Raw genomic sequence first — 24,670 nt, forward strand, 5'->3', positions numbered from 1 at the left:
CTATAAGACGACGTCGTTTACCTCCCAAGAACGGAATTCAGGCATCCCATGATCTATCTTCTGCTCGTCTCCTTCATCTGGGCCTTTTCTTTTGGCCTGATTAAAGGAAACCTGACGGGACTCGACTCCAATTTCGTATCCTTTGCCCGCATGGCACTTTCTTTGGCGGTATTCGCCCCCTTTTTGCGCCGCACCGGCCTGCGCACCCCGCTCGCCCTGCAGCTCATCGCCATCGGCGCCGTTCAGTACGGCCTGATGTACCTGGCCTACATTTATTCTTTTCAATTCCTGCAGGCCTACCAGGTGGCCCTGTTCACCATCTTTACGCCCCTGTATGTCACGCTCATCCACGATCTTCTCACCCGCCGCCTGCACGGTTTTTTCCTGCTAACCGCCTGTCTGGCCATCGTCGGCACGGGGATCATCGTCTACCGTGACCTGGACCAGAGCGACCTGCGGCTGGGCTTCTTCCTTCTGCAGTTCTCCAACATCTGTTTTGCCTTCGGCCAGACCTATTACCGTCGTCTGTTGCGGAAGAATCCCGCGCTCAAGGACCACCAGATTTTCGGCCTGCTTTACCTGGGTGCCACCCTGGTCACTCTGCTGGCCGCCGGCTATTCCACCGGCTGGAGCCTGCCGACCCTTTCCACAACCCACGTTCTCACCCTGCTCTACCTGGGCATTCTGGCCTCAGGCATCTGCTTCTTCCTCTGGAATTACGGCGCCAAACAGGTGGACGCCGGCGCCCTGGCCATCCTCAACAACCTCAAGGTCCCCCTGGCTGTCGCCTGTTCCGCCCTCTTCTTCCACGAGACGGTGGACCTGCAACGGTTACTTCTCGGCGGCGCTTTCATACTCGGCGCTCTTTTCCTCAACGAATCCCTGGCCAGAAAACTGTATGGGGAAAACGCCTGAATAGACGGGTTACCTCTTCCCTCTCCACGCTTCACCACCACGATTTCCCTTTTACGATTGAAACCTTGTGAACCTTTCACAAGGTGCTATTCTTTTTGAAATATTTCGGGCCAACTGCGTACCGGCCAGACCTCTTCTCAACATTCTGCATAGGAGGCAAAAAATGAAAAAATGGTTTTGGATGACCCTGGCCACCAGCGCCCTGCTCCTGGTGGTAACCGGAACAGCCCTGGCCGAGAACAAGGCCAAGGCCCTGACCCTGTCACCCATGGTCGGCGGCTACATGTTCGAAGGCAATCAGAATCTCGATGACTCCCTCACCTACGGTCTCGGCCTTGGTTACAACCTGACCAAAAACTGGGGCATGGAACTGATGGTCAACTACATTGACGCGGAAACGGACGAAGGACCCGCCATCGACGTGGACGGCTACCTGTCCCGCCTGGACGGACTCTATCACTTCAGACCGGACAGCAGCCTGGTGCCCTATCTGGCCGCCGGCATGGGTGTCATCACCCTTGATCCGTCGCCAGGGGAGGGCGAAGATGATTTCGCCCTCAATTACGGCGCCGGCCTCAAGTGGTTCCTCTCGGAAGCTATTGCTCTGCGCGGCGATGTCCGCCACGTCTTCGCCCCGGAAGAGCCCAACAGCAACCTGATCTATACGGCTGGCCTGCTCTTCCAGTTTGGCGGGAAAAAGGACGCTGCCCCGGCCCCCGTGGTGGTCCTCGTCCCTAAAGACAGCGACGGAGATGGTGTCATCGATGCCAATGATCGCTGCCCCAACACCCCCCCCAATGTCATCGTGGATGCCTTAGGTTGTCCGAAGGACTCGGATGGCGATGGCGTTGTCGATTATCTCGACAAATGCCCCAACACGCCGGCCAATGTCAGAGTCAATGCGCAGGGCTGCCCTGAAGATACCGACCAGGATGGCGTGCCCGACTATCTGGATCAATGCCCCGACACCCCCAAAGGCGCTCCCGTTGATGCCAAGGGGTGCCCGAAAGACAGTGATGGCGATGGCGTTTTCGACTATCTCGACAAGTGCCCCAACACCGCCAAGGGCCTCGCTGTTGATGAAAAAGGCTGTGAGCTGACCTTCACTCTGCAGATCGAATTCGATGTAAATCAGGCCACTGTTCGTCCCGAGTATCACAGCAAGCTCGCCGAAGCGGTCGACTTCATCAACCAGTATCCGTCCCAACAGTTTTTGGTGGTCGGTCATACTGACAGCACCGGCGCCGCTGACTACAACAAGCAGCTCTCCCAGCGAAGAGCCGAAAGTGTTCGCCAGTACCTCATCGACAACTTCGGCCTCAGCGCCGACAAACTCACGGCCCGCGGTCTGGGTGAAGAGCAGCCGGTGGCGGACAACGCCACGGCCGAAGGGCGCCAGCAGAACCGCCGCGTTGACATCACCTGCTGCGCCGTGGTTCCGGAATAGTTAAAGCAGCATCTTCCTGAAAAGACAAAGGGCCCGGATTTTCTCCGGGCCCTTTGCTTTTTATTACGAAACTACAGTTTGAGCGGGTTAGCGCCTCTTTTCGGCCACCAACAGAAATGGAGCCTCCTGCCGGTTACAGGTCTCCAGCCTCAGGACGTACCACTGCCTTGAACTAAGCTGCGAGAAGCGCTGGCGGAGCAAGGTTGCCTCCTTGCGGCCTTCCGGGTGACCGACATAGAGCACCAGCGCAAGTCGTCCACCAACGGCCAGGGCGTCGAGAGCGGCCTCGACCGCGGCCAGAGTGGAATCCCCCTGCGTAGTAATGGCGGTATCGCCGCCAGGCAGATAGCCGAGGTTGGCCATGAGGGCCTGAGGAGGACGGGAAAACGGGGCCAGATAGCTGGCCAGATGCGCGTGACTGTCGTGGACCAGCAAGACCCCTGGCTGCGAGGCCGGCACCATGGCACCGGCCTCGAGGATGGGCGCTTCGACACCGGCTTCCAGCAGAACCTGCTGGCTGATCTGCAGAGCCATTTGCTGAATATCGAAGGCCAGAACCTGCCCCGAGGGACCGACGCAGCGGGAGAGGAAGAGGGAATCTTTGCCCAGGCCGGCCGTAAGGTCGACGGCGAGGTCGCCTTCGGAGAGTATTTCACCGACAAATTGGTGCGCCCAGGACGACATGTGGGAGAGTTGGCGAACCATGCCGCGTCAGCCTTCGGAGGAACGGACGTCTTCAAGAACCTTGAGTTTGGCGGCGATGACTTCTTTGGGAGAAAGACGCAGCAGGGTGGTCAACTGCCGCATAAGCGCGTCCTCGAAACGGTCGAGGACACCGTCGGCATAGACAATGCGCCAGGCCACCTCGACGACGGCCAGCTTCTCCTCGCGGCTGAAATACTCATTGAGTTGCCGGGCGAACTGAAAAAGATCCAGGCTCTCGGCCCGGGCATCCTGAGCCAGCTCCAGCAATTCTTCGGTCGCTCCGTCGGAAAGGGAGAATTTTTTCTGAACCAGATCCCTGACCAGTTCCTCTTCGATCGCCTGAAACTCGCTATCGGCGTGAGCCAGCTCAAGCAGGAGAGCGCAGGTGGCCACCTGGATGCGTTCGGCACCTTGGGGTGATGAGCCACCAGCTTCCGATCCTGCTAAAAAACCTAATATTTTACTGATCATGCGATGATCCCTTTTCGGTCAGATTGTCGCAATAGCGGATGACGCGAGCCCGTTCGAGGGTAATCATGCCGCCCTTGATCATGGTATCCAGTTGAGGCAGAACACGGTCGATTTTTTCCTGGGAATCCACCACTTCGATGACAACCGGCAGGTCGGCGGAGAGGCGCAGCAGTCGGTCGGTGTGGGTGACGCTGTTGGCGCCAAATCCCATGATTCCCTTGAGAACAGTGGCGCCGGCAAATCCTTCCTCACGCAAAAACTCGACCAGAGCCTCGTAAAGGGGGCGACGTTTCCAGCGATCGCTTTCACCGATGAATATGCGCATGAGCGTCTGTTCCCCATCGAGTCGCGCCATATGCCCTCCTATAACTGACGAGCCAGAAAAAAGCCGAAAGCGGCAAAGACCAGACACACAACGACGTTAAGCAGAATATTGGCGCCGGCCTGCAGAAAACTCCCCTCCTCGAGCAGGCGGAGGGTTTCATAGGAAAAGGTGGAAAACGTGGTAAATCCCCCCATAAAGCCCACGGTAAGGCCCATACGAAGTTCAGGTGAAAGAAGGGTGCTGCGCAGGCTCCCTTCCATGATCACCCCCAGGAGGAAGGAGCCGATCACGTTGACCGCCAGGGTTCCATAGGGAAGACCGCGGCCGCAAAGCTGGTAGGTCAAACCGGAAACAAAATAGCGGGCCAGACAGCCCAGTCCTCCTAAAATACCGATATAAAGAATCTGCATGCTGCCTGCCCCCAGCCCCCCTCAAAAACATGAATGAGGCATTATCGGTTTCACACCGACCCCTGTCAACCGGCAATCGTCTATGGGAATAACTGTGTTTTTGCACAAATACCACTGCCAGGATGCCGCTTGCACAATATCATTCATTTTGATATATGTTTAGCACTCTAGGCACCTGAGTGCCAAAACACGAAAATCACGTTATCTTTCAGGAGGTCATCCATGAGCGTCATGAATCTGCCCATACCGACGGATTCTTTTGACCACTACATGGCACAGATCAATGCTTTTGACGTTCTTGATCGCGAGCAGGAGGTCGAACTGGCCAACCGTTATCGCCGGGAAGAGGACATCGAGTCAGCGCACAAACTTATCTGCGCCAACCTGCGCTTTGTCGTCAAAATCGCCAACGAATACCGGGGCTATGGCATCAAGATGGCTGATCTGGTTCAGGAGGGCAATATCGGCCTGATGATGGCCGTCAAGAAATTCGACCCCGAACGGGGCCTTCGCCTCATCACCTATGCGGTCTGGTGGATTCGCGCCTACATCCACAACTACATTATCAAGAGCTGGTCCCTGGTTAAAATCGGCACCACGCAGGCCCAGAAAAAACTTTTTTTCAAGCTCAACCAGACCCGTGCGGCCCTGCACAAACTGGCCGGTCGCGAGAAAACGCGGGAAATCGCCCGGGAGCTGGACGTGCGGGATGCCGATGTGGAAGAGATGGCCTTGCGGATGTCTGCCCGCGACACTTCCCTCGACCTGGAACTGGTGGAAGGGGATGACTACACCCTCATGGACAGCCTGGCCGACGAACGAGCCTCTCAGGAAGAACTTCTCCTGCAGAAAGAAGAGCAGAGCCAACTCTCCTCCCAAACCCAACGAGCTCTCGCTTCACTTAACGAACGGGAAAAACGGATTATCGAAGCACGAATTCTGACCGATTCTCCGAAAACCCTGCAGGATCTGGCTGACGAGTACGGCATCAGTCGTGAAAGGGTGCGCCAGTTGGAAAAAAACGCGCTCAACAAGATCAAGCCTCTGCTGAGTGAGTCGGATTGACGGAGAGCCCACCATGACGATTGACAAATAGCGAGGCATCCCTTAACGTGTGGATCTTTCGTGAACCGGACAATCGAGGCGTTAGCCCATCAAGGATACTTATGAAATCAACTCTCTGGCTGTCTCTGGCTTTTTTATTGGTCGCCGCGTGCGCCCCTACGCCCCCCAAAGAAAAAACGGCAGCCGATTATTTTCAGGAAGCGGAAGTTCTGTTTGAAAGTCGGCGCTATCCCGAGGCCATCGAATCCTACGAAAAGGTAAGGGAAATCTTCTATTCACCGGAAATGAACATGCTGGCCGAGTTGAAGATCGCCGAGGCGCATTTTTTGGCCAAGCAATACCTGGAAGCGGCAGTGGCCTACGAGGAGTTCCTCAAGCAGCACCCGTCCTACCCCCAGATGGATCAGGTGCTCTATCAGTTGGGTATGTCCTATTACAAGCAAAAGCTGTCCATCGACCGGGACCAGACAGCGACCCGTAACGCCCTGGTCACCTTCAATACCCTGCTCGAAACCTACCCCGATTTCCCCCAAGCCGCCGACATAAAGGCCTATCGCCTTCAATGCCTGGATGATCTTGTGGCTCACGAAATCTATGTGGGCGCGTTCTACCTGAAGACAGACAAATACGATGCCGCCATCCGACGTCTGCAGGGGGTATCGGAACTCTACCCTGACCATTATTACCAGCGAGACCGCGCCACCTTCCTTTTGGGCAAAGCGCTGTTCGAAGCTGGCCGAACCGCTGAGGCCAGAGACGAGTTTCAATCGCTCATTCAGCGATTCCCCCAAAGTCCCTATGCGGAAAAAGCGCAAGAAGAACTTGAAGAATTCTGAATAGCCCCCCCCCTTTTTTTCCGACCGACTCCCATGCCGGGACGCCTCAATCACCGAACAGCATGCGTAAAGGTGAAGGCGGCCCTACCCTACATGGTAATTCCTATTTTACATTTGACCTAAAACCTCCTGATACTGTATACAGTATCAGGAGGTTTTCTCCTGTACCCGGCCCCATCCCCAACCGGAAAAGACACACCACAGCGGTTCAGGGACGGATATTCGCGCCGCAAAACCGAAATGGGCGCAGGAACGTTTTCCCTTGACTTGCCTTTGGCGGCATATTATAAAAACCCCCATTGCTATAACGTAATTTTATTGTTAGAAATTGAGAGCCAAGCAGCCTGCCCGGCTTCCATGTTCCACAAATCCCCAAGCAATTGATTTTGTGATTTTTTTGGCAATTAAGAACGTATCTGAACTTAGCTTCACGCTGTTTTAATCGCAAGTCACAATGCCCCTTCGGAACGCACCATTAAGGGCGCTACCGAAAAATTACAGAGGAGGAGAGAGAATGTCCGAATTTGGCACACTGGAAAGTCGCGTTCGACGCAAATCGCTCTTGAGCAAGGTCTGCAAGGCTGAAGACACCATTCAGCACTTCAAGGCCGGCCAAAACCTGATGTGGTCCGGCTTCACTCCGGCTGGCTACCCGAAGGAAGTGCCCATTGCACTCGCCGACTATGTCGAGAAGAACAACCTGCAGGGCAAAATGAAGTTCAACCTCTTCATCGGAGCCTCTGTCGGCGCCGAGACGGAAGACCGCTGGGCGACTCTCGACATGATCGACCGCCGCTGGCCCTATCAGACCGGCAAGAACATTGCTGCCGGCATCAACGCCGGTCGCATCCGCATGGGTGACAAACACCTTGGCCTCTTCGCCCAGGACGCCGGCTACGGCTTTTACACTGAAAACGGCCGCTACGACATCGGCATCGTCGAAGTCTCCGCCATCACCGAGGACTGCGGCCTGGCCCTGACTACCTCCTGCGGCATCGTGGCTGAAGCCCTTCACCTCTGCGACAAGATCATCATCGAAGTCAACACTGGACAGCCCTCCTTCGAAGGCATCCATGACATTTTCATGCAGAACAAGCCGCCCCGCCGGCAGCCTTTCCTCATCACCGAAGCTCACACTCGCATGGGCACCCCCTATGTGCCTTGCGACCCTGAGAAGATCATCGCCGTAGTCGAGTCCAAACGGCGCGACAAAGGCCGTGCCTTCGCCGAGATGGATGACACCTCCGAAGCCATTGCCGGCCACATCATGGAGTTTTTCTCCCATGAAGTGAAGAGAGGCCGTCTGCCCGAGAACCTGCTGCCCCTGCAGTCCGGTGTCGGCTCTATCGCCAACGCTGTTGTCGGCGGTCTGGCCAAAGGACCTTTCGGCAACCTGTCGGTCTACACGGAAGTTCTGCAGGACACCATGCTCGACTTCTTTGACTCAGGCAAACTGAACTATGCTTCGGCCTGTTCTCTGTCGTTGTCCGAAAGCCCCGGGTTCCCCCGTTTCTTCGAAAACTGGGACAAATACTTCGGCAAATGCGTGCTGCGCCCCCTGTCCATCTCCAACGCACCTGAGCCGATCCGCCGCCTTGGCGTCATCGCCATGAACACGCCGGTTGAATTCGACATCTACGCTCACGCCAACTCGACCCTGGTCGGCGGTACCCGCATGATCAACGGTCTTGGCGGGTCGGGCGACTTCCTGCGCAACGGCTTCCTCAAGATCATGCACTCGCCTTCGGTACGTCCCTCGAAGACCGATCCGACCGGCATCACTTGCGTGGTTCCCAAAGCTCCGCACATCGACCACACCGAGCACGACCTCGACGTACTGGTCACCGAGCAGGGCCTCGCCGATCTGCGCGGCCTGGCGCCGAAGGATCGCGCCAAGGTTATCATCGACAAGTGCGCTCACCCCGACTACAAGCCGATCCTCACCGATTACTTCGAAATGGCCAAGAAAGAAACCCTGGCCAAAGGGATCGGCCACGAGCCTCAGCTCTTCGATCGCGCCTTCAAAATGCAGCTCAACCTGGCTGAGAATGGCACCATGAAGATCAAGAACTGGGACATCAAAGTGGATCTCTGCGAATAATCTGCAGCAATTCTGATATTTGCAATACGAGCCCCTTCGGACGACCGAAGGGGCTTCTTTTCTTTTCATCCCTCTCAACCTTACGCAATGGCTGTGCTATCATGTCGACATGATTCGGCTGATTATCAATGCAGATGATCTCGGCAGCGGGCCGGGCAGAGATAAAGGGATTCTGTGGGCATTTCAGGAGGGCCTGATTTCCAGCGCCTCCATCCTGGCCAATGGGCCGACTTTTCAGGAGGCGGCCCAACTGGCCATCCATCATGGCCTGCCCATTGGCGTGCACCTCAATCTTTCCGAGGGTCGCCCTCTTGCAGGCGCCTTGCCGGGGATCACGGACAACAAAGGCTTTTTCCCGGGCAAATTCCGGCTCAGGTCCCTATTGGACAGGCCACTGCGCAATGCCCAGGATGTTTTCGACGAATTATCCGCTCAATTGGGTCGAGTGATAGAAGCCGGCCTCAAGCCTGATCATCTCGACACCCATCAGCACTTTTTCCTCTTTCCCGAGCTGACAGACATGGTCATCGCCCTCGCCCGGGAACATGGGATTCCCGCCCTTCGCCTGCCGTTGCCGGCAGAAGAGGACATTGGCCCCCTGCCGCCATTGCTGGCCAGAGAAATGTCCCTCTACCGGCGACTTGCTCCTATGGCCGCCGCCAAGATTAAAAAAAGCGGGCTTTTTGCCCCCGACGGGCTTTTAGGGATGAGCCTGCTCCATGATCTAACGAAAGAGTCTTTATGCCACCTCTTTCAACAGCTTTCGGACGGAACCTGGGAACTGATGGTTCATCCGGGCTACCCCGATAGGGAAGGATCTTTCTCCGGTCCTCAACGTCTCAAGGAACTCAAGGCTCTGGCTTCTTCATCCTTCCAGACACAGCTGGCGGCGCGGCAGATCCAGACCACCACCTTCGGAGCTCTTGCATGCGCGTTTTGATTATTACCCCCCGCCAACCGCAGGAAACCGGCAACGGCGTCACCGCCCGCCGCCACCAACTGACCCTTTCCCGCTCAGGCTGCCTGGTTGACATCCTAGAGGTCTGCCCCGACGAATCGGCCGAGATCGACAAATTTGCCCTTTCCTTTCAGCCCGACCTTTATCATCTCCTGCATGCCTATCGCGCAGGAGCGCCCTTCCTGAACAGCGACCAAGTCCACAAGCATCCGTTTGTCGTCACCCTCACCGGCACCGACATCCATGAGGACATCCACCAGGCTGAAAGGGACACAACGGTCAAGAGTGTTCTGTCCCAGGCGGCGGCCATCATCACCCAGAATCGGGTGACAGCTTCAACGTTTCCGCAGGATTTCCCCCAGTTTGCCTCGCGTCTCCAGTACATACCCCCTGGCATTATCCTGGACAATGCTCCTTATGACCTGAGAAGCCTGCATGGTATTCCGGCGGACTGCACTCTCTTCCTGCATCCGGCCAGCATCCGCCCAGTCAAACAAAACCGCGAACTCTTGCACCTCTTCGACCGACTGGCAGCGGACCGCCATGATTTTACGGTCGTATTCTGTGGCCCGATCCTCGACATCGCCTACAGTGGGCTCTTTTTAGAAGAAATCCAAAGTCGGCCGTGGGCAGAATATATCGGCACAATCCCCACAGCCAACATGCCGGCGGCCATCGCCTCGGCCGATGTCATTCTCAATCATTCACTCAATGAAGGCATGCCCAACGCCCTGATCGAGTCGGCTGTTATCGGTCGGCCCATCCTGGCCCGCGATATTCCCGGGAATGCCGCCTTTGTGTACCACGACCAAAACGGCCTGCTTTACCGGGATGCAGCGGGTTTTCTCCACCAAGCCGAGGCTCTCTGCTCCTCCCGAAAGCTACGTCAACGCCTCAGCCAACCTCACCCCGAAGCATACGATGCCGAGTACGAGGCCAGGCAACTCCACAATCTGTACAACCAGGTTCTTAAAAGTCGTGAAAAACCGCGATAAAGGCCGTAAAGGTCTTTTTGGGGGGAGAGCTTAGAGAGAAAGAATCACTATGGCGGACTACTTTTTTCGACTGCGGGGATGGGCCTTGTCATAGACGGACATCAGATGGTCGACGCTGACCTGGGTATACTTCTGCGTGGTGGACAAGGAGGCATGGCCGAGAAGTTCCTGAATGGCCCGCAGATCGGCGCCGCTATCGAGCAGATGGGTGGCGAAGGAATGGCGCAAGGCATGAGGGGTTGCGTCCCGCAGGATGCCGGCCTGCAGAAGATGTTTTTTCAGGTTTCGTTCGATGCTGCGGGAGGTCAGTCGCTTGCCGAAACGATTGAGAAAGAGGGGATCCTGATCCTTGACGCCAACCCTGCTCTCCAGGTAGTCGTGGAGTGCTGTTCGCGCCTTGCTGCCGATAGGGACAATCCGCTCCTTCCTGCCCTTGCCGACGACGCGCACCACCCCTTCCACGAGGTCGATACTCCCCACGTTCAGGGATTCCAGCTCCCCCACACGCAAGCCGCAGGAATAGAGGGTTTCCAGAATGGCCCGATCACGCAGGGAGGCTCCGCCGCCGCGCTCCATGAGGGCGTAGGCTTCGTCGGCGGACAAGGTACGGGGCAGGTATTTCTCCTGGCGCGGCGTCCCTACCATTTCACCAGGATTGACCGAAACAACCCCTTCTCGCTGCAAAAATCGAAAGAAAGTCCTCAGGGCCGCCAATTTGCGGGCGATAGAACTTTTGCGGTGAGTCTTGTGCAGAAGCGCCAGATAGCGGCGGAGGACAACCTTGCTCACGGCGGAAACCCCGTGGTCCGCACGTTCGTTCCCTTCCGCCAAACCGTCTAAAAAGGTAAAAAAATCCTTGAGGTCCTGCAGGTAGGCCCGCTGAGTGTGGGGCGAGACATTTCGCTCCACGGAAAGATGGCGGGAAAATTGATCCAGCAACTCATCCACGACGGTAGACTCCCTTGAAAAGAGTTCAGCCATGGTAACACAGGTAGGCCATGGCCGCGATCATTTCTGCCTTCTTTGGACTTATCCCTTTCAACATAAGAGCTTTTGTGCGTTGACGCCTCACCAACTGGGTGTCATAATATGCGTTGACTGGAGGAGATATGACCTTGTTCTGGCTGGTTTTTTCGGTTTATGTCGGCGCCATCGCCCTGATCGTGCTCCTGAGTTACGCTATCGCTCTGTATGAGGCCGCCAGCACCGATCCCCAGCTGGTTGAGCACCGTTTTGCGCCGGGGCAGATCTGGCTGGCCATAAAACTTATGGCGGCCGAGACTGCTTTTCTGGCGCTTACGGTCGTTCTTCACCCCCTCGGCTGGATTCCCTTCAAAGAGCAGCCCCGCCCGGAAAACCGCGAAACCCCGATCATCCTGCTTCATGGTCTCTTTCACAACCGGGCCTGCTGGCTCTGGATGAAGTTTCGCCTGCGACGCAAAGGCTTCCCCAATCTGATCACCATCAACCTGCCTCCCTGGAAGAACGTGGAAACCCTGACGGAGCGTGTGGTCACCAAGGTGGACGAACTCCGTGTAAAAGAAGGCTTTGAACGCGTCCATCTGGTCGGCCACTCCATGGGAGGCATCATCGCCCGCAACTATGTGCAGATACGAGGTGGCGCCAGCAAAGTGGAGTCTTGCATTCTTTTGGGAGCCCCTAATCTCGGCTCCAAGCTGGCCCCTTTCGCCGTTTCCCATCTGGGGCGTCAGTTGATGCCCGGTTCGGAATTTCTCAAGCGCCTTGCGCAGACCCCTCTGCCCGCTGGCGTGTCCATGGTCTCTATTTTCACCAGGCACGACAATATGGTATTGCCCCCGACCAATGCCCGCCTGGAAGGCGCCATCAATGAGGAAATTCAGGGCATGGGCCACACTTCGCTGCTTTACCACCCCCGCGCCATCCATGCCGTTGTCGAGACCCTCAGCAGGAAAAAAATTCCCTAAATCGACCTTTCCACCTTTTTTCGCACCGGTTCATTGTTGTCCATGAAAACAACCGTATCTCTGCAGGCCGTCAGCAGCTACGAGCGCCGGGAGGTGGAACGGGGCATTGCGACCCTTCTGGCCCCCTTGGGGGGGATGGCCGCCTTCGTCAAACCGGGGCAGCGGGTTCTCATCAAACCCAACATGCTTGCAGGTAAACCGCCGGAAAAGGCCGTGACCACCCACCCGGAAGTGGTGCGGTCTGTCATTGGCCTGGTTTTAGAAGCCGGCGGCTATCCCCTGGTAGGAGATTCTCCCGGCGTCGGGACTCCACGCCAAGTCGCCAAACGGTGCGGCATTCTGGCGGCAGTGGAAGAGATGGGAGCAGAGTTTGCCCCCTTTGCCGACTCCGTGCCGGCCCGCATCGGCAGCGGCACCTTTCAGGAGCTGCAGATTGCCCGCGATGTGGTGGAGGCGGATGTCGTCATCAATCTGCCCAAGCTGAAAACACACCAGATGATGGGAATGACCGGCGCCGTCAAAAACCTGTTCGGCGCCGTGATCGGTATGCGCAAACCAGGTCTGCACCTGCAGGCCGGGGAGGACAAAGCCCTCTTCGCCCGCATGCTGCTCGAACTGGCCGCACACATCCGCCCGGCCCTGACCCTGGTGGACGCCATCACCGCCATGGAAGGGGACGGTCCCGGCAGCGGCGACCCCGTTCACCTGGGCGTTCTGATGGCAGGAGCGGAACCGCTGGCGGTTGACCGGGTGGCGATGGAACTTCTTGGCCTGACGGCAGCCCAGGTGTGGACCCAGAAGGTGGCAAAGGAAAGTCACACCCCCTTCAGCCGCCTTGCCGAAATCGACCTCTTTGGCTCACCCCTCACAGACCTGCGGGCGAAGACATTTCGGCCCGCCAAGACAACGGATGTGCATTTCGGGGTGCCCCGCCTCCTCCACCGCCCCCTCAAGAAGGCCCTTTCCGCTCTGCCCTGCCCCGATCACCAAAAATGCCTTCGCTGCGGGCTGTGCGTCACCCACTGTCCGCCCGCCGCCATGGCGATCCGCAAGGGGAAACTGCACATCGACTACTCGAAGTGCATCGGTTGTTTCTGTTGTCAAGAACTCTGCCCCTATGGCGCGATCGACACACGCCAAGGCCTTCTGCTACGCCTGCTCGACTCTTTGGCACGGCGCTGATCCCCGGTGTCAGGCGAACTGGCGCCACTGGGTGCATAGCCGGGTCAGCTCGCGGCCATCTTCCGCCTGGGTCAACTGGTGGATGAATGCGGGCTCGCCCTCTCCTTCCGTCGCCTTGACGCGGGAAAGAATGCGATCACCATAGGTGGCTGATGACCTGAAGGCGACCTCCAGGCGAGAAGGCCGGTAATGCAGGATGATATCCTCGGGCACGGACTCCAGAGCCCAGGCGACATAGATGACGTTGTTGACGTGGCGGTTGATGTCCAGATCGGCCATGCGCACCCGGAAAGGAACTTCCTTCTCAGCCTGTTCGAGGCGCGGCAACGAGAGGAACTCATCCTCGACGGCCCGGCGTTCAAGCACCGGATAACCGGGGATGGCCTCTTCCAGACGCACCGTTCTCCCCGTTTTCAGACTGACGACCATCCACGAGCTTGTGGCCATTGCCACCGGCTGCCCTTTCGAATCGGTTACCAGAAAGTCCCTGAGGGCAAAGCGGCCATGTCGTCCCGACGGCCAGGTCTCGACCCGGATGTTTTCTCCCACGGGCGGATAATCGACAATGTGGACATGATAGCGGCTGAGCACCCAGGTCAAGCCCAGGCGAAACAGGCTGGTGACGGACAGCCCCAGCAGGCTGGCATGATCACCGGCCGTATCCTGCAGATAATTGAGCAGGGTCTGCGCGCGCATGCGCCCGGTCAGGTCGACTTCATAGGACCGAACCTGAAAATCCTTGGTAAAAGTATTCATGAGCCTTCTCACTTCTATTCCGGGATAACCGATGCAATCACCGGACTATCCACCTTGGGTGATTCAGTAACAGAACAGGGTCATTATAAAATTCATGGGATAAAAGGCCAGCAAAAACCCGAGAATAGTTGAAGGAAGATTGCCCCCGCGCCGGATTTTTGCGATAGTAGTCCCCTGAACAATTCCTCGACAAGGAGTCTTCATTTGGACTGGAAACGATTTTTTGACCGCTTGGGCATGAACGGAACACGCTGGCAATGGCGGATGATGCGCTGGGAGCGCCAACTCAAAGGGGTCGCTCAGGGTCAGATTCCTGCCTCTGAATTCGTTTCCCTGACCAAGGTCTTGATCGCCGTCAACCTCATCCTGTTCAGCCTCATGGCGGTGCATGGCACTCTGCTCGGGCAGGGGATGCGCGCCATCCTTTCACCCTCCACCCAACTGCTGGTGCACTGGGGAGGGCAGTTCTGGCCGCTGGTAATCAACGACGGGCAATGGTGGCGCTGTCTGACCTACGCTTTTACCCATGGCGGCCTCATTCATCTGGCGTTCAACATGGTGGTGCTCTACCAGATCGGCGGCCTGATCGAGGCTGAAATCGGCCTGGGACGTACGCTGACTCTTTACACCGTCACCGCGCTGACGGCTACTCTGGCCGGCTATTACTGGCACCCCATGGTGCCGGTGGTCGGTGCCTCCGGCTCCCTCTTCGGACTCATCGGCTTCGCCGTGGTCTACTACCACCGCATGGGCGGGCCGCAGGGCATCCATATTCGAAACTTCATGTTTCGCTGGGCGGTGTTCGCTTTCATTTTCGGCCTGATGGTCGGCGCGGACAACGCCGGTCACCTGGGCGGCGCCGCCGGCGGCGCCCTCATCGGTCTTTTCCTGCCGGTGGGGATACGAGCCCGAAGAACCCTGGCACCCCTTTTCAATGGCCTGGCCCTGGCCAGCGCCGCTGCCATCGTGATCAGCCTGGCTCTGCTGGCTGTTTCCATCCTTCGCAACTAAGGGACGGAGGTCTTCTTGGCTAAAGACAAACTCCCTGTCACCCCCGCCATCCGTCTGCTGCGCCAGCACAAGGTGCCATTTAATGGGCATCTCTACGCCTATGAGGAAAAAGGCGGCACGGCGGCCTCCTCCCGGGAACTGGGGGTGCCGGAGCATCAGGTTATCAAAACCCTGATCATGGAGGATGAAAAGGGCTCGCCCCTTGTTGTCCTCATGCACGGCGACCGTCAGGTCTCCACCAAGGAACTGGCCCGCCTTATCGGCGTCAAGACCATCTCCCCCTGTCCGCCCGACACCGCCAACCGTCACAGCGGTTATCTCGTCGGTGGCACCTCGCCCTTTGGCACCCGCAGAGCCATGCCGGTCTACGTCGAAAGAACTATCCTGGATTTGCCGAAAATCTATCTCAACGGCGGCAAGCGCGGCTTTCTCGTGGAGATGGAGCCACACTGGCTGCTCTCCTTACTGCAGGCCCGTCCCGTCGAGGTGAGCATCGCCTAAACTGAGACACCAGCCAGAAAGGACTCCTGTATGGATATGTCCTCCACCTATCGTGAAGCGGCCTCAGTCTTGAGGGAGGCTGAGGCTCTTGTCATCACGGCCGGCGCCGGTATGGGCGTCGACTCTGGGCTGCCCGATTTTCGCGGCGATCACGGCTTCTGGAAAGCCTACCCCATGTACGCCCGACTGGGGATCAATTTTATCGGCGCCGCCAATCCCGAGCATTTCGAACAGGATCCCGGCTTTGGCTGGGGTTTTTACGGCCATCGCACCAATCTCTACCGGGAGACCGTCCCTCATCACGGCTTTCACCTGTTACAACGCTGGCAGGAACGTCTTGCGGGAGAATCCTTCGTGGTCACCTCCAATGTCGACGGTCAGTTTCAAAAGGCGGGTTTTCCCGAGGATCACATCCTGGAAGTGCACGGTTCCATCCATCACCTGCAATGCCTCAAGCCCTGCTCCATGGCGATCTGGCCAAACGGCGAAACGATTCTGGTGGAATTGACCACCATGCGGGCGGAGCACATCCCTCTGTGTCCGCACTGTGGCAGCGTGGCCCGTCCCAACATTCTCATGTTCGGAGATTATTCCTGGCTCGCCAACCGCAGCCATGCCCAGGAAGAGCGCTTCGACATGTTTCTGGGCCGCAACAGACAGCGGCGGCTGGTGGTGATCGAACTGGGCGCCGGTTCCGCGATACCGACCATCCGCCACCTCAGTGAACGCCTCGGCCAACGCCCGGGAGTACGCGTCATTCGCATCAATCCGCGCGAAGCGCATATCGGTTCACCGCACCTCTCGCTGCCGGTGGGAGCGCTGGAGGGCTTAACCGGGATTGACGCCTGCCTGCCAGCCGGATAAGCTCCATCTGTTATAATGGAAGCGACCTTTTTTTGATGCGGAGGATCCATGCGCTATCCGGCTTTGCTTACTGACCTCTATGAATTGACCATGCTGGCCGGTTATTTTGATGAAGGTATGCACGACACCCCGGCCACTTTTGACCTCTTTTTCCGGGAAGCCCCTTTTAAGGGGAGCTACGCCGTCTTTGCCGGTCTTGAGCCGGCCCTCGATTATCTGACCAACCTTCGTTTCCAGGAAGACGAACTCGCCTACCTGCGCAATCTCCATATCTTCAAGCCAGCCTTTCTGGATTTTCTCAAAAATTTCCGATTTCGCGGCAACGTCATAGCGCCGCCCGAAGGCACGGTGGTCTTTCCCAACGAACCACTGCTGACGGTAGAAGGACGCCTGGCCGAAGCCCAGTTCGTCGAAACCGCCCTGCTCAACATTATCAACTTCCAGACCCTGGTCGCCACCAAAGCCGCTCGCATCAGCGTGGCCGCCCAGGACGGCGTCGTCCTTGAATTTGGCCTGCGCCGCGCCCAAGGGCCGGACGGCGGGCTTAGCGCCGCCCGCGCCGCCTACATCGGCGGCGTTCACAGTACCAGCAATGTCCAGGCCGGCCAGCTTTTCGGCATCCCTGTCAAGGGGACACATGCCCATAGCTGGGTAATGGCCTTTCCGGATGAACTGAGCGCGTTCAGAGCCTATGCTGCGTGTTTTCCCGACAGTTGCGTCCTGCTGGTCGATACTTACGACACCCTGAAAAGCGGCCTGCCCAATGCCCTCATCGTCGCCAAAGAACTGCGCGAAAAGGGGCACCAGATGCTCGGGGTCCGCCTCGACTCGGGAGACCTGGCCTACTTGAGCAAGGCGGCCCGCCGCATGTTTGACGAGGCAGGCTTTCCCGAATTGCAGGTCGTCGCCTCCAACGAATTGGACGAATACCTCATCCGCTCCATTCGCGACGAGGGAGGCAAAATCGACATCTATGGCGTCGGCACCAAGCTGGCCACCTGTGCCGGCGAAGGGGGCGGCGCTCTCGGCGGCGTTTACAAGCTGGTGCGCCTGGCAGACCAGCCCAAGCTCAAGATCACCAGCGATATCGCCAAGGCGACTCTGCCAGACCGCAAGCACCTGTGGCGCGCAGTGGACGCGCAGGGCAACTTTGTCATGGACATCATTTCCCGTGAAGAAGAATGCTTAAAACCGGGGCAAGAAGTCTATGACCCCACGAACCCGGCCCGACACAAAACAATCGCGGAGAACATTGCCCTGGAGAGTCTGCGCCAGACCGTCATGGACGCAGGGCAGATTTGTCACAGCCCAGAATCCCTGGAACGACTCTCCGACCGCTGCGCCGACCAACTCCGTCGCCTGCCGGAAGGCTCTCTGCGGCTGTTCAACCCTCATCGCTACAAGGTCTCCATCAGCCCCCAGCTTCACGAGTTGAGAAGCCGTCTCATGAAGGCTTACCAGGACTAAATCTCTATTACCCGCTTTGCGCCAGTCGCTGTCGAAAAACCGACCGGACCTTCGCGCCTTCCTGTCAGAAATCCGTCATTCCCCATCCCTTAGCAGGCGATTAGCCACGACATCTGCCGTTCAATCACGCAGGCACGTTTAGTGCAATAAAGTCAGAATCTTTTCTTCGACCCCAAAGGGAGACACTTACCTCCAAGGAGAACGCAATGCAGCCTGCCAAAGGAATCAACAAATTGTTTTCACCCCTCATTCTGGTTGTGGCCCTGATTGCCCTGACCGCTTCCAGCGCGGTGGCCATGGACAGCTTTTTTGTGGGCCCACGTGCCATGGGCATGGCCGGCGCCAACGTCGCCTCGGTCAACGACACTACCGCCCAGTACTACAATCCCGCCGCCTTCGGCTTTTTCGGCAAGCGGGACGGCAACGGGGACCGCATTACCAGCGACAACAACGACCTGGGCCGTAAGGACTGGGGCATGGACATCGGCGCCGCCGCCGGCTACCGCCTGCACAACGAGTTCGGCAGTTATCTTGATACCCTCGCCGACATCGATTATGACCTGCTCAGCGCCAGCGGCATTCAGAGCGAATCGGACCTGGTCGACCTCATCAATCTGCTCAGCAGCCTCTCTGGCCTCGACCAGCCCGGCAACGCCATTACCGCCGATGTCACTGGGGGCCTTGGCGTAAGAGTCGGAAGTTTCGGCATGGGCGTGCGTACCTACGCCCAGGCTTCCGGTCAGGCCCTGGACGTGGATCAGACCAATCTGGGGCTGTCCCTTAACGGTGCCAACCTCTCCGCTGACATCAACAGCGTGACCATTACTGGCAATGATGGCCAGGTTGCCTTCTTTACCGCAGACCAGATTTCCCAGCTGTCTTCTGCCGGGTTGGACGCATCCGCTATCCAGCAACTGGACTACCTTATTCGCCAGGAAAGCCTCAGTTCGACCCAGGCTCAGGATCTGGTCGACACCCTGGAAACCGTCGCCTCCACCTCCTCACTCACCGGCGGCACCCTCGAGGACAACACCACCACCGTACGCCTGCAGGGTTTCGGCGTTATGGAAGTGCCCCTGAGCTACGGCTACGCCCTCAACGACCACTGGTCCATCGGCGGCAACCTCAAGTTCATGAAGGGCCGGGTCTACGGCACCCAGGTGCTGGTCTTCGACAACGATTCCGGTGATATCCTAGCGGAAACAGACGAGAACTATCAGGAGAGCAACACCTTCGGCATCGATGTCGGCATTATGGGCCGTTACCGCTACTTCAACCTGGGTCTGGTGGGACGCAACCTCAACTCCCCCAAATTTGACGGCCTGACGGTCGTCAACCCCTACACGTTAGAAACCAGCCACTTTGCCGATGTGAAACTTGACCCTCAGGTGGCTGCCGGCGTGGCCTTTATCCCCTTCGAGACGCTGACCCTGGAAGTCGATCTCGATCTGACCGAAAATGAAACCACCCTTACCGGGTATAAGACCCAGAATATCTCTGCCGGCCTCGAATGGGACGCCTTCCGGGTGCTGGCCCTGCGCGCCGGGGTCTACAAGAATCTGGCTGAGAGCGATATCGGTATTGTCTACACTGCCGGCCTCGGCCTCAACCTGTGGGCTGCCCGCCTGGATATCGCCGGGGCCTTTGCCGGGGAAACGGAAGAGTTTGACGGCGAGGACGTGCCCAAGGAAACCCGGGTCGCCGCCCAACTCAGCATCGACTTTTAAGAAGCAGTCCTTCAACGCAAAAAGCCCCTGTCCATCGGCAGGGGCTTTTTGCGTTTCTACTATGTGTTGCGCCTAGAGAATGACGAGGCTTTCGTCGGAAAAGGTCAGATGCTTGAGTCCGTCGGCGCCGACCCAGAAGGTGTTCTCAATCCCCACGGCGCCAAGTCCCGGAAAAACGGCTTTGGGTTCAAAAGCGAAAGTCATGAACTCTTCCAGCTTTTGCTCCTTGAAGCCCCGAGCGATAAAGGGGTATTCATCCACTTCGACGCCGATGCCGTGACCAATGAAGGAGACCTGGGCTCCCGAGGAGCCCATAAAATGATCCTTGTACCCCATCTCACAGGCGAGCGCGTAGCACTCGTCGTAGATTTCCCCCCAGACGGCTCCCGGGCGAGCAATCTGCTTGAGGCGATTCTGAATGGCCATCATGTCGTCGTAGGCCTTCATCAGCTCGTCGGGCAGCCCACCGATGCACAGCATGCGGGTTTGGTCGACCAGATAACCGTCAAAGGCGCCGGCGAAATCCACCGTGATCGGTTCATGGCGCTCGATCCGCTTGTAGCTGGCCCCCTGGCCGATGGACGGGTTGACGCCGAGACCGCCCAGTGGCGCGTCAAGATAGGCCGGCGCCGCGCTGTCGGCCCCCGAAAAAATATGCCCGAAAAAAAGTTCAGAGTTGAAGCCCCGCATGCGGGTGATGCCCTGGTGTCCCAGCTTGCGCGCGGTAAATTCCAGCTCAGCCGCCAGCTCGAGATCGGTCATCCCCACCCGGATCACCTCTTTAGCCCGCTGGTAGACCTTGTCCACCATCAGGGCCGCATCTTTCATGATCTCAATCTCGTATTTCGATTTGACGGCGCGAACGGCGCGGATCAGCGGTGTACCGTCCACCACGGCACAATCCCCCAGAATCTTCTGCATCCGCTGAAAATGGACCACCGGCAGCACGTCGAGTTCCATCCCCACCTTTTGGGGCAGAGGATAGCCGAAATCGCTGAGCCTGCCCGGCAGGTCTTTCGGACTTTTGAGGGGATGAACTTCTTTGAGGCCGCACTCCATGCGGGCCCGGGTGTAGTCCTTGCGCACCAGATAAAGACCTTCACCCGAGACGGGGACGTAGAGAAGGCCTTGCTGAATGGAGCCGGTGAAATAAAAAAGGTCCGCGTTCTGCATCATAAGCATCCCGTCCAGGCCTTCGGCCTGCATGAGAGCCTGCAATGCCTGTATGCGGCGTGTCAGTTCAGTAGCGGGAGTGATACGCATGGATGTCCTCCTGAAAAAAAGGGGCACAGCTTAGAGACCTCCGTTGTCCCAACGCCCTGCCCCCGGTAACAAATCAATGGACGATGAGGTCGATCAGGCCGTTTCCACGGCGGCGGCATCCTCCAGGTGCAATTCCTTGATGGCCATTTCACGCAGCTTGAACTTCTGAATCTTGCCGCTGGCCGTCATGGGGTATTCGTCCACAAACTTGATATAGACGGGAATTTTGTAATTGGCGATACGACCCCGGCAGAAATCCTTGATTTCCTCCTCCGTGCATTTGGCCCCCTCTTTGAGCTTGATGGCGGCCATGACCTGCTCGCCATATTTGCGGTCAGGAACCCCGTAGACCTGGACATCGGCAATTTTGGGATGGGAATAAAGGAATTCTTCAATTTCCCGCGGATAGATATTTTCACCGCCGCGAATAATCATCTGCTTGATACGGCCGGTAATTTTGCAGTAGCCGTTTTCGTCCATAACGGCCAGATCTCCCGTATGCAGCCAGCCCTCCGCATCGATGGCTTTGGCCGTCTCTTCGGGCATTTTGTAGTAGCCCTTCATGACATGGTAGCCGCGGGTGCAAAGCTCGCCCTGTTTCCCGGGTGGCAGGCTCTCTCCTGTTTCAATATCGGCAATCTTGACCTCGACATTGGGCATCGCCCGACCGACCGTGGCCACCCGCAGTTCAATGGGATCATCCGTCCGGGTCATGGTGATGCCGGGCGAAGACTCCGTCTGTCCGTAGGTAATGGTAATTTCGCTGGCGTGCATGTCGCGCATGACCCGCTTCATCACCTCAATGGGACAGGGAGAGCCGGCCATGATGCCCGTGCGCAGGGTGGATAGGTCATACTTATGAAAAGCCGGATGATCCAGTTCGGCGATAAACATGGTCGGCACCCCATGGACGGCCGTGCACTTTTCTGCCTCAATGGCCTTGAGGACCGCTTCGGGATTGAAGGATTCCACCGGCACCATGGTCGCGCCATGAGTCACACTGGCCAGCACCGCCAACACGCAGCCGAAACAGTGGAAGAAGGGCACCGGCACACATAGACGGTCCTTCTCCGTGAACTTCATGCACTCACCGATATAGAAACCGTTATTGACCAGGTTGTGATGGGTCAGCATGACCCCCTTGGGAAAGCCGGTGGTGCCGGAGGTGTACTGCATATTGATGACGTCGTGCTCATCCAGGGTCGCGCCAACGGCGGTCAGGTCAGCATCGCTCATGCCCTCCCCCAGCTTTTCCAGATCACGGAAATTCATCATGCCGGCGGGGGGCGCCTCGCCGATAAAGATGACGTTCTTGAGGTTCGGCAGCTTTTCGGTCTGCAAGGAGCCGGGTGCGGTCTCCTTCAGCTCGGGAACAACCCGGTAGGTGGTCTCCACGTAATCGGTGTCTTTGAAACCCTGGACCAGAAACAGGGTGGTGGAATCGGACTGGTTGAGGACGTATTCAAGCTCTGCCGACTTGTAGCTCGTGTTCACGGTGACCAGAACGGCGCCAATTTTGGCGGTCGCGAACTGCAGGATCACCCACTCGGGAACGTTGGTGGCCCAGATCGAAACATGGTCACCCTTGCGGATGCCCAGCTGATACAACCCCTTGGCCACCCTGTTGCACAGTGCATTGAACTCCTGGTAGGAGAGGCGCAGCCCCCGGTCAGGATAAACAAGGGCGTCGTTCTCGGGAAAACGCCGGGTCGTGTCGTCAAGCAAGTCCCCAACGGTAAAGTGCAGCAAGTCATTCATGGATAAAACCCTCCCCTTCATTTTCGTCAAAAAGGTATTCGGTCCGGCCAAACTTTAGTTTGACGCAGATAACTATACGTTTTTAAAACGATTTTTGATACCACAGCCTGTAGGGTTTCGTCAAACCAAAAAAGTTCCACAGAAGACTGCAGGGAAGGGATGAAGGGCGCGGACAATGGGCAATTGCAGTTATCTTAATATTCTGTTTTTTCGATGTTTTGAGGCGCTGAAACACGCAGCACAGCCTGTTTTTTTTCTAGGCAGAATGCTAATCCTCTCTGCCCATCAACGGGTTAGCGGAATTTTTTGTCGTTTTCCACAGCGCTATCCACAGATCCATGTGTATACAATCGTACGAGAAACCCCGATGAAAAACCGTTAATTCAAGTAGATAGAAAAAGGGTGGGACCCTGTAGTCCCACCCTTTAAGGGGTAAATCAGATTTGTTTGCCCGTCAGTTTTTCCTGGTTCCCAAAGGGATCTTCCACCACCTGTTCGGGCCGGAAAGGCACCTTGTTCTTGCCGCGATCATGGAGATATTTCTCCAGTTCCAGATCGATATTGGCGGGCAGGCTCACCCCGGCCTGAGCCAGGGCCTGTCTCAGCAGTCCCTCGGCTTTGCCGGCAAAGGCCACAGCGTCACTCAGCACGCGGGCTGCTTCGGGCGGATTATGGAAGCCCATGGAGTTCTCCGCCCCGATGAAGAGGTTGCGGAAAAAGGCATCAATGTAATGTTCCTTGGCTTGGTCATACAGGTCCTGATCGATCTTCTTGCCGTCGGCCTGGGCCTGATGGGTCAGCTCAAAAAGCTTGGCGACGGTGGCCGTAGCGTAACCGGCACGGATCTGCATGGAAACGGTGCGATCCTGGATGGCATAGACGCGCTGGCGCAGCCAGTCGGCGCCCTCGGCATGGCACTGCTGGCAGGCCTTCAAGTCGGCCTTGAGGGGGCTGGCAACCCGGTGGTCAGAGACTTTGGCCGAACCCACCTTGGTATAAGGCATGTGGCAGTCCGTACAGGAGGCGCCAGCCATCCAGTGCACGCTGTCGTTGGAGAAAAGCTCAAATTCAGGGTGACGGATAAAGGGAAGCGCGAAGCCCGTTACGGACTGTTTCCACTCCCGGATTGTCGGATCTTTGCGGAACTGGGCAATAATATTTTCGATGGTGATCTTGCCCAACTGGCTTTCCTGCCAGGGGAAATAGATACCGACGGATTTCTTGTTTTCGTCCTTAACGATATTGTAGGTCACGTGGCACTGAGCGCAGACCAGGGTGCGCATCTGCTGATGGCTCAATTTGCCTTCCTCGGTTCCGAGGGCATCGAGACCTTTGCCCAGGGTAAATTCGCGAGAAAGGTTCAGGGACATATCCTTGGGGTCGTGACAGTCGATACAGGCCACACCCAATTCATGGTGCTTTTCAGGAATCTCGTGCAGAACATCCATAAAGGGGTTTTTGTAGTAGTTGACGCCCATTTCTTTTTCGAGTTTGGGCGCGTAGGGGGTCTTACAGGTGAGGCAGACGCCGCCAGCACCGATACGGGAGGAATCGATTTCCAACTGATCGCGGACCATGTAGGCATGGCCGCGTGGTTCATTATATTCAACGCCGAAGCCCCAACCATTAAACAGCAGGGCCAGGTAAGGATAGGCCGAGAGCTTGTCATAGGTCACCCGATCGGCATCAAAGCCGGGACGATATTTACTCTTGCCGGCGGGCAAAGGTTCTTCGGTTTTTTTCCACAGGTCATAATGAACGGGATAGGCCTTACCCCAGACTTCCGGGTCAATCTCGCCGGCCGGGATCTCTACCGGGCGCACCATTTCCGCTTTTTCCGGCTGGCAGCCGGCCAGCAGCAATACCGCTGCGGACATCGTCAGCAGCACTTTGCCGATTCGTTTAAATTCCTCTTTCATAACGCCTCCTGAAATCTCCTCTATTGGTTTTTATAAAGTGGCTATGAC

23 protein-coding genes are annotated in these 24,670 nt (G+C 57.3%); 14 read left to right on the forward strand and 9 right to left on the reverse strand.

What is annotated here, in order from left to right; translation table 11 throughout:
* Positions 1-48 precede the first annotated feature (48 nt).
* Together MJO47_RS07740 and MJO47_RS07745 are read left to right on the forward strand one after the other, a co-directional pair.
* Positions 49-915, forward strand: coding sequence for an EamA family transporter (locus MJO47_RS07740; protein WP_253960570.1), 867 nt, complete (start codon positions 49-51; stop codon positions 913-915).
* Positions 916-1,078: 163 nt separating this feature from the next.
* Positions 1,079-2,362: an OmpA family protein gene (locus MJO47_RS07745; protein WP_253960571.1), complete on the forward strand. Its 1,284-nt coding sequence runs from the start codon at positions 1,079-1,081 to the stop codon at positions 2,360-2,362.
* Between the two features lie 87 nt (positions 2,363-2,449).
* Here MJO47_RS07745 and MJO47_RS07750 read toward each other — a convergent pair whose 3' ends face one another.
* Genes MJO47_RS07750 through crcB form a run of 4 tightly spaced genes read right to left on the reverse strand, consistent with a single transcriptional unit; the run spans position 2,450 to position 4,273 of the window.
* Positions 2,450-3,067, reverse strand: a complete 618-nt coding sequence (locus MJO47_RS07750) for a class I SAM-dependent methyltransferase (RefSeq protein ID WP_253960572.1) — start codon at positions 3,065-3,067, stop codon at positions 2,450-2,452.
* Between the two features lie 6 nt (positions 3,068-3,073).
* Positions 3,074-3,538: a TerB family tellurite resistance protein gene (locus tag MJO47_RS07755; RefSeq protein WP_253960573.1), complete on the reverse strand. Its 465-nt coding sequence runs from the start codon at positions 3,536-3,538 to the stop codon at positions 3,074-3,076.
* Complete coding sequence (locus MJO47_RS07760; RefSeq protein ID WP_253960574.1) at positions 3,528-3,893, reverse strand: DUF190 domain-containing protein; 366 nt, start codon at positions 3,891-3,893, stop codon at positions 3,528-3,530. Before MJO47_RS07760 ends, MJO47_RS07755 begins: the two co-directional genes overlap by 11 nt.
* 8 nt (positions 3,894-3,901) lie before the next feature.
* Positions 3,902-4,273, reverse strand: a complete 372-nt coding sequence (crcB, locus tag MJO47_RS07765; protein WP_253960575.1) for a fluoride efflux transporter CrcB — start codon at positions 4,271-4,273, stop codon at positions 3,902-3,904.
* A 222-nt stretch (positions 4,274-4,495) separates the two neighbouring features.
* Between crcB and rpoH the strand changes: the two genes are divergently transcribed.
* The 5 genes from rpoH (at position 4,496) to MJO47_RS07790 (ending at position 10,228) form a co-directional block, all read left to right on the forward strand.
* Complete coding sequence (rpoH, locus tag MJO47_RS07770; RefSeq protein ID WP_253960576.1) at positions 4,496-5,338, forward strand: RNA polymerase sigma factor RpoH; 843 nt, start codon at positions 4,496-4,498, stop codon at positions 5,336-5,338.
* Between the two features lie 101 nt (positions 5,339-5,439).
* On the forward strand, positions 5,440-6,174 hold the full coding sequence (locus MJO47_RS07775; RefSeq protein ID WP_253960577.1) for an outer membrane protein assembly factor BamD: 735 nt from the start codon (positions 5,440-5,442) through the stop codon (positions 6,172-6,174).
* 514 nt (positions 6,175-6,688) lie between these two features.
* On the forward strand, positions 6,689-8,275 hold the full coding sequence (locus MJO47_RS07780) for an acetyl-CoA hydrolase/transferase C-terminal domain-containing protein (RefSeq protein WP_253960578.1): 1,587 nt from the start codon (positions 6,689-6,691) through the stop codon (positions 8,273-8,275).
* Positions 8,276-8,384: 109 nt separating this feature from the next.
* The gene (locus MJO47_RS07785; RefSeq protein ID WP_253960579.1) at positions 8,385-9,215 is read left to right on the forward strand and encodes a carbohydrate deacetylase; all 831 of its coding nucleotides are present in this window, start codon (positions 8,385-8,387) and stop codon (positions 9,213-9,215) included.
* Positions 9,203-10,228 carry a glycosyltransferase gene (locus tag MJO47_RS07790; RefSeq protein ID WP_253960580.1) on the forward strand — a complete coding sequence of 342 codons (1,026 nt, stop codon included), beginning with the start codon at positions 9,203-9,205 and terminating at the stop codon, positions 10,226-10,228. Before MJO47_RS07785 ends, MJO47_RS07790 begins: the two co-directional genes overlap by 13 nt.
* Before the next feature lie 57 nt (positions 10,229-10,285).
* On the opposite strand, the gene xerC is transcribed toward MJO47_RS07790, so the two are convergent.
* Positions 10,286-11,176, reverse strand: coding sequence for a tyrosine recombinase XerC (gene xerC / locus MJO47_RS07795; RefSeq protein ID WP_253960581.1), 891 nt, complete (start codon positions 11,174-11,176; stop codon positions 10,286-10,288).
* 161 nt (positions 11,177-11,337) lie between these two features.
* On the opposite strand from xerC, the gene MJO47_RS07800 reads away from it, so the two are divergent.
* A complete protein-coding gene (locus MJO47_RS07800) occupies positions 11,338-12,174 on the forward strand; it encodes an alpha/beta fold hydrolase (protein ID WP_253960582.1) in 837 nt (278 codons plus the stop codon).
* A 42-nt stretch (positions 12,175-12,216) separates the two neighbouring features.
* Positions 12,217-13,356 (forward strand): DUF362 domain-containing protein, encoded by a 1,140-nt coding sequence (locus MJO47_RS07805; RefSeq protein WP_253960583.1) that lies wholly within the window; start codon positions 12,217-12,219, stop codon positions 13,354-13,356.
* Positions 13,357-13,365: 9 nt separating this feature from the next.
* Here MJO47_RS07805 and MJO47_RS07810 read toward each other — a convergent pair whose 3' ends face one another.
* Positions 13,366-14,112: an acyl-[acyl-carrier-protein] thioesterase gene (locus MJO47_RS07810; RefSeq protein ID WP_253960584.1), complete on the reverse strand. Its 747-nt coding sequence runs from the start codon at positions 14,110-14,112 to the stop codon at positions 13,366-13,368.
* Positions 14,113-14,316: 204 nt separating this feature from the next.
* Here MJO47_RS07810 and MJO47_RS07815 point away from each other — a divergent pair, with 204 nt between their 5' ends.
* The 5 genes from MJO47_RS07815 (at position 14,317) to traF (ending at position 19,682) form a co-directional block, all read left to right on the forward strand.
* Positions 14,317-15,123, forward strand: coding sequence for a rhomboid family intramembrane serine protease (locus tag MJO47_RS07815; RefSeq protein ID WP_253960585.1), 807 nt, complete (start codon positions 14,317-14,319; stop codon positions 15,121-15,123).
* A 15-nt stretch (positions 15,124-15,138) separates the two neighbouring features.
* Complete coding sequence (gene ybaK, locus MJO47_RS07820; protein ID WP_253960586.1) at positions 15,139-15,624, forward strand: Cys-tRNA(Pro) deacylase; 486 nt, start codon at positions 15,139-15,141, stop codon at positions 15,622-15,624.
* A 30-nt stretch (positions 15,625-15,654) separates the two neighbouring features.
* Positions 15,655-16,488: a Sir2 family NAD-dependent protein deacetylase gene (locus MJO47_RS07825; RefSeq protein WP_253960587.1), complete on the forward strand. Its 834-nt coding sequence runs from the start codon at positions 15,655-15,657 to the stop codon at positions 16,486-16,488.
* Between the two features lie 48 nt (positions 16,489-16,536).
* On the forward strand, positions 16,537-17,955 hold the full coding sequence (locus MJO47_RS07830) for a nicotinate phosphoribosyltransferase (RefSeq protein WP_253960588.1): 1,419 nt from the start codon (positions 16,537-16,539) through the stop codon (positions 17,953-17,955).
* A 206-nt stretch (positions 17,956-18,161) separates the two neighbouring features.
* The gene (traF, locus tag MJO47_RS07835; RefSeq protein ID WP_253960589.1) at positions 18,162-19,682 is read left to right on the forward strand and encodes a conjugal transfer protein TraF; all 1,521 of its coding nucleotides are present in this window, start codon (positions 18,162-18,164) and stop codon (positions 19,680-19,682) included.
* Positions 19,683-19,754: 72 nt separating this feature from the next.
* Here traF and MJO47_RS07840 read toward each other — a convergent pair whose 3' ends face one another.
* The 3 genes from MJO47_RS07840 to MJO47_RS07850 all read right to left on the reverse strand — a co-directional run bounded on the left by MJO47_RS07840 (position 19,755) and on the right by MJO47_RS07850 (position 24,622).
* On the reverse strand, positions 19,755-20,945 hold the full coding sequence (locus MJO47_RS07840; protein ID WP_253960590.1) for a Xaa-Pro peptidase family protein: 1,191 nt from the start codon (positions 20,943-20,945) through the stop codon (positions 19,755-19,757).
* Between the two features lie 93 nt (positions 20,946-21,038).
* Positions 21,039-22,703, reverse strand: a complete 1,665-nt coding sequence (locus MJO47_RS07845; protein ID WP_253960591.1) for an AMP-binding protein — start codon at positions 22,701-22,703, stop codon at positions 21,039-21,041.
* Positions 22,704-23,140: 437 nt separating this feature from the next.
* Entirely contained in the window at positions 23,141-24,622 is a 1,482-nt protein-coding gene (locus MJO47_RS07850; RefSeq protein ID WP_253960592.1) for an ammonia-forming cytochrome c nitrite reductase subunit c552, read from the reverse strand.
* Positions 24,623-24,670 lie beyond the last annotated feature (48 nt).

This window comes from Desulfuromonas sp. KJ2020, assembly GCF_024197615.1.
Lineage (GTDB): Bacteria > Desulfobacterota > Desulfuromonadia > Desulfuromonadales > SZUA-540 > SZUA-540.

Excerpts from the sequence above, each read along its gene's own strand:
- MJO47_RS07740 (WP_253960570.1), top strand. The coding sequence starts at position 49 with ATGATCTATCTTCTGCTCGTCTCCTTCATCTGGGCCTTTTCTTTTGGC.
- MJO47_RS07745 (WP_253960571.1), top strand. The coding sequence starts at position 1,079 with ATGAAAAAATGGTTTTGGATGACCCTGGCCACCAGCGCCCTGCTCCTG.
- MJO47_RS07750 (WP_253960572.1), bottom strand. The coding sequence starts at position 3,067 with ATGGTTCGCCAACTCTCCCACATGTCGTCCTGGGCGCACCAATTTGTC.
- MJO47_RS07755 (WP_253960573.1), bottom strand. The coding sequence starts at position 3,538 with ATGATCAGTAAAATATTAGGTTTTTTAGCAGGATCGGAAGCTGGTGGC.
- MJO47_RS07760 (WP_253960574.1), bottom strand. The coding sequence starts at position 3,893 with ATGGCGCGACTCGATGGGGAACAGACGCTCATGCGCATATTCATCGGT.
- crcB (WP_253960575.1), bottom strand. The coding sequence starts at position 4,273 with ATGCAGATTCTTTATATCGGTATTTTAGGAGGACTGGGCTGTCTGGCC.
- rpoH (WP_253960576.1), top strand. The coding sequence starts at position 4,496 with ATGAGCGTCATGAATCTGCCCATACCGACGGATTCTTTTGACCACTAC.
- MJO47_RS07775 (WP_253960577.1), top strand. The coding sequence starts at position 5,440 with ATGAAATCAACTCTCTGGCTGTCTCTGGCTTTTTTATTGGTCGCCGCG.
- MJO47_RS07780 (WP_253960578.1), top strand. The coding sequence starts at position 6,689 with ATGTCCGAATTTGGCACACTGGAAAGTCGCGTTCGACGCAAATCGCTC.
- MJO47_RS07785 (WP_253960579.1), top strand. The coding sequence starts at position 8,385 with ATGATTCGGCTGATTATCAATGCAGATGATCTCGGCAGCGGGCCGGGC.
- MJO47_RS07790 (WP_253960580.1), top strand. The coding sequence starts at position 9,203 with ATGCGCGTTTTGATTATTACCCCCCGCCAACCGCAGGAAACCGGCAAC.
- MJO47_RS07800 (WP_253960582.1), top strand. The coding sequence starts at position 11,338 with ATGACCTTGTTCTGGCTGGTTTTTTCGGTTTATGTCGGCGCCATCGCC.
- MJO47_RS07805 (WP_253960583.1), top strand. The coding sequence starts at position 12,217 with ATGAAAACAACCGTATCTCTGCAGGCCGTCAGCAGCTACGAGCGCCGG.
- MJO47_RS07810 (WP_253960584.1), bottom strand. The coding sequence starts at position 14,112 with ATGAATACTTTTACCAAGGATTTTCAGGTTCGGTCCTATGAAGTCGAC.
- MJO47_RS07825 (WP_253960587.1), top strand. The coding sequence starts at position 15,655 with ATGGATATGTCCTCCACCTATCGTGAAGCGGCCTCAGTCTTGAGGGAG.
- MJO47_RS07830 (WP_253960588.1), top strand. The coding sequence starts at position 16,537 with ATGCGCTATCCGGCTTTGCTTACTGACCTCTATGAATTGACCATGCTG.
- traF (WP_253960589.1), top strand. The coding sequence starts at position 18,162 with ATGCAGCCTGCCAAAGGAATCAACAAATTGTTTTCACCCCTCATTCTG.
- MJO47_RS07840 (WP_253960590.1), bottom strand. The coding sequence starts at position 20,945 with ATGCGTATCACTCCCGCTACTGAACTGACACGCCGCATACAGGCATTG.
- MJO47_RS07845 (WP_253960591.1), bottom strand. The coding sequence starts at position 22,703 with ATGAATGACTTGCTGCACTTTACCGTTGGGGACTTGCTTGACGACACG.
- MJO47_RS07850 (WP_253960592.1), bottom strand. The coding sequence starts at position 24,622 with ATGAAAGAGGAATTTAAACGAATCGGCAAAGTGCTGCTGACGATGTCC.